Annotated in this window: 6 protein-coding genes; 2 read left to right on the forward strand and 4 right to left on the reverse strand. The window is 67.1% G+C overall.

Features of this window, described 5'->3' with window-relative positions; genetic code table 11:
• From JHC57_RS20140 to JHC57_RS20150, 3 genes are all read right to left on the reverse strand, one after another.
• On the reverse strand, window positions 1-655 hold a 655-nt coding region (locus JHC57_RS20140), incomplete at its 3' end, for an aminotransferase class I/II-fold pyridoxal phosphate-dependent enzyme (protein WP_294032379.1).
• A 123-nt stretch (window positions 656-778) separates the two neighbouring features.
• Complete coding sequence (gene pabB / locus JHC57_RS20145) at window positions 779-2,617, reverse strand: aminodeoxychorismate synthase component I (protein ID WP_294032380.1); 1,839 nt, start codon at window positions 2,615-2,617, stop codon at window positions 779-781.
• Window positions 2,618-2,650: 33 nt separating this feature from the next.
• A complete protein-coding gene (locus JHC57_RS20150) occupies window positions 2,651-3,187 on the reverse strand; it encodes a hypothetical protein (RefSeq protein ID WP_294032381.1) in 537 nt (178 codons plus the stop codon).
• A gap of 137 nt (window positions 3,188-3,324) precedes the next feature.
• Here JHC57_RS20150 and JHC57_RS20155 point away from each other — a divergent pair, with 137 nt between their 5' ends.
• On the forward strand, window positions 3,325-4,995 hold the full coding sequence (locus tag JHC57_RS20155; protein ID WP_294032382.1) for an AMP-binding protein: 1,671 nt from the start codon (window positions 3,325-3,327) through the stop codon (window positions 4,993-4,995).
• On the opposite strand, the gene JHC57_RS20160 is transcribed toward JHC57_RS20155, so the two are convergent.
• The gene (locus tag JHC57_RS20160; protein ID WP_294032383.1) at window positions 4,992-6,275 is read right to left on the reverse strand and encodes an NADH:flavin oxidoreductase/NADH oxidase family protein; all 1,284 of its coding nucleotides are present in this window, start codon (window positions 6,273-6,275) and stop codon (window positions 4,992-4,994) included. The two genes, JHC57_RS20155 and JHC57_RS20160, sit on opposite strands and share 4 nt — an antisense overlap.
• Before the next feature lie 141 nt (window positions 6,276-6,416).
• Here JHC57_RS20160 and JHC57_RS20165 point away from each other — a divergent pair.
• Window positions 6,417-6,750, forward strand: a 334-nt coding sequence (locus tag JHC57_RS20165; protein ID WP_294032384.1) for a MerC domain-containing protein, incomplete at its 3' end; no start/stop codon positions are given.

Below are 6,750 nucleotides of genomic sequence, written 5' to 3' on the forward strand. Positions count from 1 at the left end.
CGAAATCGGCGTACCAGACATGCTCGTACATATCGTCGGTCATCACCATCACATGCGGGTGACGGCGGATGACTTCGCCGAGCGCGTCGAGTTCCTCGCCCGAATAGGCGGCGCCCGACGGGTTCGACGGCGAGTTGAACATCACCCAGCGCGTCTTCGCCGTGATCGCGGCGTCGAGCTGCGCCGGCGTGATCTTGTAGTTCTGCGCGGCGGTTCCCTCGATGATCACCGGTGTGCCGCCCGCAAAGGCGACGATGTCGGGGTAGCTCACCCAATAGGGCGCGGGGATGATCACCTCGTCGCCCTTGTCGACCGTCGCGACCAGCGCGTTGAACAGGGTGTGCTTGCCGCCGACGTTCACCGAGATCTGATCGAGCCCGTAGTCGAGCCCGTTGTCACGGCGAAACTTGCCGCGGATCGCTTCCTTGAGCGCCACCGTGCCGTCGACAAGCGTATATTTGGTCTGTCCGTTGCGGATCGCCTCGATCGCCGCCTCCTTGACGAAATCAGGGGTGTCGAAATCGGGCTCGCCCGCGCTGAGGCCGATGACGTCGACGCCCGCCGCTTTCAGCGCCGTCACGCGCGCGGTCATCGCGAGCGTCGCCGACGGCTGGATACGGTTGAGGGCGGCGGAGACATGGGGCTTCAGCGACATGACGATATCTTCCGTGGCTTGCGCGGTCGGGCTGCAAAAGGACAGGAAATTGCGCGCGGCCGCGCCTAAAGCCTCTGACCGATATTCGCAAGCGCGCAGCTTGATAATTTACCTATGCGGACCTCAGGTCATCCTAATCGGGGATGCCGCGCCGTCCGCGAGCCGCGCCGGCACTAGTCCACGCAGGCTGTTGCCGATGAAGAATCCGCTCTCCAGATCGGCGATCCGCAGATGCGATTCGACCGCGCGTCCCTTCTCGATCAGCTCGGCACGCAGCACCCCCGGCAGCAGCCCGAGCGCGAGCGGCGGGGTGAGCAGCTGGCCATCGCGTTCGACGAAGACATTGCTCCAGCTCCCTTCGGTGACGAAGCCGGGCTCGTCGACGAACACGACCTCGGCCGCGCCGCTTTCGTGCCGTGCGGCATCATAGGCGGCGCGGAGGCTGGTCTTGTGGACGATGCGAAAATCACCCGCCGCCATCGGCGCTGGGCGTACCGCGACGGGCACCGGCAGTTCGGCAAGCCGCGGCAACGGCGACACCTCGATCGCGAGCGCGCCCGACGGCGCAAGCCGCATCCGCACGCGCGCGGCGCTGCGCAGGCGGAAGGTCGCCGACTGCAGGCTGTTGCGCGCGCCATGGCGGTCGAAGATAAAGTCCAGCGCCGCGGCGCTGGCCTTCATTCGCGCGAGATGCCCCTCGAGCCGCTGGACGCCCTCGACCGGGTCGAACAGCATCGTTTCAATCAGGTCGAAGCTTTCGCCCGCTGCGCCCACAAATTCCCCCTTGGCCAGACATTCGCGCCATTCTTCGGCCGGCACGCTGTCGGCGACGATTCCGGACCCCAATCCCAGCGTGGCGTATGGGACCCCGTCCTGCAAGCCGCTTTGCGGTAACACCAAAGTCCGGATCGCGACATTGAACGCCGCGTCGCCCCCCGCCTCGATAAAGCCGATCGACCCGGTGTAGAGCCCGCGCACGTCCGTCTCCAGTTCGTCGATGATTTCCATCGCGCGCACCTTGGGCGCGCCGGTGATCGAGCCGCACGGAAAGGCCGCGCGCAGCACGTCCACCGCGCCGGCACCCTCGGGCAACCGCGCGCTGACGTCGGACACGAGCTGGTGAATCGTCGGAAAGCTTTCGACGCGAAACAGGTCGGGCACCGCAACCGACCCAGGCACCGCGACGCGCGACAGGTCGTTGCGGATGAGGTCGACTATCATCAGATTTTCGGCGCGTTGCTTCGGGTCTTCGGCAAGGCCGCGCGTGCGCGCAGCGTCGGCTTCGCGATCGGCGAGACGCGCCGCGGTCCCCTTCATCGGGCGCGCCATCACCTGCCGTCCGCGCAGCGCGAAGAACAGCTCGGGCGAGTGCGACACGATCGTCCGGTCGCCCGTCCAGACCACCCCGCCATAGCCCGCCTGCGCGGTCCGTCGCAGCCGCGCATGCACCGCGAGCGGGTTGCCGATCACGGGCACGTCGGCGCGAAAGGTGAAATTCGCCTGATAGATGTCGCCGGCGCGGATCAGCTCCAGCACCGCCTCGACCGCGGCGATATAGTCGGCACGCGCCACGCGCGGCGCGACCTTGCCGACCCACGCCGATGCCGGATCGGGGAGCAGGTCCGCCACCCTGTCGGCGTCGATCCTTTCGACACGCTCGAACAGCCCGAACCAGCCCACCGGCGCTTCACTCGCGTCGGCGTCGATCGCGCCGCGCCATGCCGGCGCCAATCCCATCCCCGCTTCATAGGTCAGATATCCGGCAGCATGGAGTCCGCGCGCCGCGGCCGCTTCGAGCGCCGCGAACAGCGCCGGCACGTCGGCCGGCGACCGGGCCGTCAGCACCTCGACCGGGCGGACGAACAGCCGCGCCGGCGCCGCGCCCTCGGCGCGCGCATCGTCGAGGAGCACAAAGGGCGCACAGTCCGGCCCCGGAAGCGGGATCGCGTCGCCGGTCGTCATTGCGAAGTCATGGTACCGATCGCGCGCTGGCGATCAGCGGTCGCGCTTCATGCGGATCGTCCGGCCGCCATCGATCGTCGCGAAATAGCTGCCCATCGTCGCGACCTTGATCTTCACCTTCTGCCCCGGTTTCGGCTGGCGCGGCAGCTTCGTCGTGTCGATCTGCACCCACACCGCGTCGTCATCCATCGCCAGCGTATATTTGCCCGACCGGTCCATGCTCACCGAGCGGATCGTCGTTTCGATCTCCTTGACCTCGTCCTCGTCGCCGCCGAAAATTCCGCCGAGCTTCGGAAAGGAAAATCCGAACAGCCCGCGCCGCGCCTTCTTCGCGGTCTCACGGTCGGTGAAGGTGATTTCGCGCGCCTGGTCGGCCGCCGACAGCTCGCCGACCTCGCGATCGAAGCAGGCGAGGCGCGCCGTGGGATCGGCGATGTCGCGGCACGCGTAAAGCTCCTTGATCTGTGTCGGAACGCCCGTCGGCAGCTTGTCCCTGGCGGACGCCGGGACCGCGACAGCGCAGGCGAAAAGGACGAGCGGCGCGGCGACACGCGATGACAGCTGCTGCATGGCAAAACCCCTGGCGATAACGATATGCGCTGCCTAGCGTCACGAAAGGCGCCCGGCAAGCGAGCCCGGTTGCGATAGGCGCTTACTGACCCTAGTGTCAGGAAGCCGAACAACATTCGAGAGGATTCCAGCCCCCCATGGACAGCCACTTTTCCTGGTCGACCGGCTATAATCACCCCACCGACTGGGATCAGGCCTTCGCCCCGCTGTCGCTGCCCGACATGCTCGCCGCCAGCGTCGCCCGCCGCGGCGATGCGCCGATGCTCGATTTCATGGGACGCCAGTTCGGCTATGCCGAGGTCGCCCGCGGCGCCGCACGCGTCGCGCGCGGATTGCAGCAACGCGGGATCGGCAAGGGCAGCCGCGTCGGCCTCTTCCTCCCCAACGTCCCGCACTATGTCGCGGCCTATTATGGCGCGCTCGCCGCCGGCGCGACGGTGGTCAATTTCTCGCCGCTCTATACCGTCGCCGAACTGGAAGCGCAGGTCGAGGATTCGGGCACCGAGATGCTGTTCACGATCAGCGCCGCCGCGCTGCTGCCGACCGCGCTCAGGGTTCTCGACGGGTCGAGCCTCAAGCAGCTCGTCGTCGGGTCGGTCGCGGGCGGATTGCCGGCCGCGAAATCGGTGCTCTACCGCCTGTTCAAGCGGACCGAAGTCGCGCCGCTTCCCGAAGACCCGCGCGTCATCCGCTTTTCGGCGCTCGCCGAAAACGACGGCCGTCCCGATCCCGTCGCGATCGATCCCGAAAAGGATATCGCGCTGATCCAGTACACCGGCGGCACCACGGGCACGCCAAAGGGCGCGAAGCTGACGCACCAGAACCTCACCGCCAATGCGCGGCAGGTGAATGCGATCGACCCCGATCATGATGCCGAGGACCGCATTCTCGGCGTGCTCCCGTTCTTCCACGTCTTCGCGAACACCTGCGTGCTCAACCGCACTGTGCTGAACGGCGGCACGATCACGATGCTGCCGCGCTTCGACGCGAAACAGGCGCTCGAGGCGATCACGCGGACGAAGACGACGGCGCTGCCCGGCGTGCCGACGATGTACCGGGCACTGCTCGACCATCCCGACCTCGCAAAGACCGACTTCTCGAGCTTGCGCGTCTGCATCTCGGGCGGCGCGCCGATGCCCGCCGAACTGCGCGAGAAATTCGTCGCCGCCACCGGCGCATCGCTCGTCGAAGGCTATGGCCTCACCGAAAGCTCGGGCGTCGTCGCGACCAATCCCTATGACGGCCCGGTCCGGCCCGGCACGATCGGTCAGCCGATCCCCGCGACGCATATCCGCCTGCTCGACAAGGAAGATCCGTCGAAAGACGCGCAGGGCGGCGAGCCCGGCGAACTCGCGGTCCGGGGACCGCAGATCATGCAGGGTTACTGGAACCGCCCCGACGCGGACCGGGACAGCTTCACCGACGACGGCTGGCTGCGCACCGGCGACGTCGCGGTGGTCGAGGAGGGCGGCTATATCCGTATCGTCGACCGGCTGAAGGACATGATCGCGGTCGGCGGCTTCAAGGTCTATCCCAGCGTGATCGAGGCGCATCTCCACGAGCATCCCGCGGTCAAGGAAGCGATCGTGCTCGGCGTTCCCGACGCCTATCGCGGCGAGGCGCCCAAGGCCTTCGTCACGCTCGAAGACGGTTTCAACGTCAGCGGCGAGGCGCTCGCGGCATGGCTCAATCCCCAGCTCGGCAAGCACGAGCGGGTGAACGCGGTCGAGGTGCGACTGAACCTGCCCAAGACGATGATCGGCAAGCTCGACCGCAAGGCACTGCGCGCGGAAGAAGCGACCCGCTAACCCCGCGCCTTCATGATGGCCTTGTTGCGCGCCTCGAGCGTGCGGAAGGCCGAAAAAACGCTCAGGCGCTTGTCGGCGCGTCCCTTGTGACCGAGCAGCCAGAGCTGCTGGTAGAACCAGTAGATGCCGGCAAAGCCGTCGAGCGCCCTGACGATCCGGAAGCGTTTCAGAAAGCCCAGCCAGCGCGGAACGAGCCCCAGCCCGTCCTCATAACGCGGCAGGGTCCCGGCACCCGCGAGCAATTGCTTCGGCGCGTCGGTCATCAGGCACATCGGGCGGCCGAGCCCGATCACGTCCGCCGCGCCACGCTCAAGCGTCTGCTCCATTGCGGCGCGCGTCCGGAAACCGCCGGTTACCATCAGCGGCACCGAGAGGCGTGCCTGCATCGCGAGGGCGAAGTCGACGAAATAGGCCTCGCGCGCAATCGTCGAGGGCGCGACATTCTGCGCCGCGCTTTCCTCCATGCCTTCGATCCCGAGCAGTCTGGGCTGTTCATAGGTGCCGCCCGAAATCTCGATCAGGTCGACGCCCGCCGCCTCCAGCCAACCCGCGACCGTCAGGCTGTCCTCGAAGGCGAAGCCGCCCTTCTGGAAGTCGGCGCTGTTGAGCTTGACCGAGATCGCGAACGCGGGCCCCGTCGCGGCGCGGATCGCCGCGATCACGTCGAGCAGCAAGCGCGCCCGGTTTTCAAGGCTGCCGCCATGGTCGTCGGTGCGCCGGTTCGACAGCGGGCTCAGGAATTGCGACATGAGATAGCCGTGCGCCGCGTGCACCTGTACCCCGGTAAAGCCGGCATCGCGGCACGCCTTCGCCGCCACCGCCCAGCGTTCGACCAGCCCGGCGATCTCCTCGCCAGTCAGCGGTTCGGGCTGTCCGAACTGCCCGCCGGGAAGCCCGAGCCGGACGTCCGACGCCGATTTGGGATGTCGGTTGACGATCGCGGGCGTCTGCCGCCCGCTATGGCTGATCTGCGGCCAGAAATGATTGCCGCCGCGCGTCCCGGCCGCGGCCCAGCGCGCCAGCCGTGCCATCATGTCGGTGTCGGGCGTCCGGTCGATCACGACATTGCCCGGGCGTTCGAGATGGTCGCGGTCGATCACCAGATTGCCGCCGATGAGCAGCCCCGCGCCGCCATCGGACCACAGGCCATAGAGCCGGTCGAGTTCGGGTGTCGGCCGGCCGTCGGGGGTCGCCATCCCCTCCGTCATCGCCGCCTTTGCGATCCGGTTCGGCAGGATCGCCCCGCACGGCAATTTCAGCGGCGCCGACAACAGGCTCATGCACACCCTCCCCACCGGATTTTCATGCGAATCGGACTGATCCTGCCCTCGGGCCAAGTCAAAAAGATTCGCGCATGTGATGTTGTAACCTTTGTCATGTTATGCCATATCAGGGGCCATAGTCGTTGAACGGAGAATCGGGTGACGCACGTCGCCAGCACTGTCCCTGTCCTGACGCGCTTCGGCGCGCTCGTTCGGGCTGCGCGCGATTCGCGGCCGCTGACATCGCTCAGCGGCGATCAGCTCGCGATGGGCCTGTCGGGCCTCTGCCTCGTCCATTGTCTCGCGACGACGATCTTCTTCGCCTCGATCGCCTCGGTCGGCGGGGTATTTCTCGAAAACCACCTGTTCCACGAGATCGGGCTGATCGTCGCGATCGGCTTTGCGCTGATCACGCTCGTCTCGGGCGTGCTCAGCCACGGCTATATGATGCCCTTCGCGGTCGGCAGCTTCGGGCTCGGCATGATGGCGGGCG

Origin of the sequence: Sphingopyxis sp. (assembly GCF_016463645.1) — a bacterium.
In the GTDB taxonomy this organism is placed as follows: domain Bacteria; phylum Pseudomonadota; class Alphaproteobacteria; order Sphingomonadales; family Sphingomonadaceae; genus Sphingopyxis.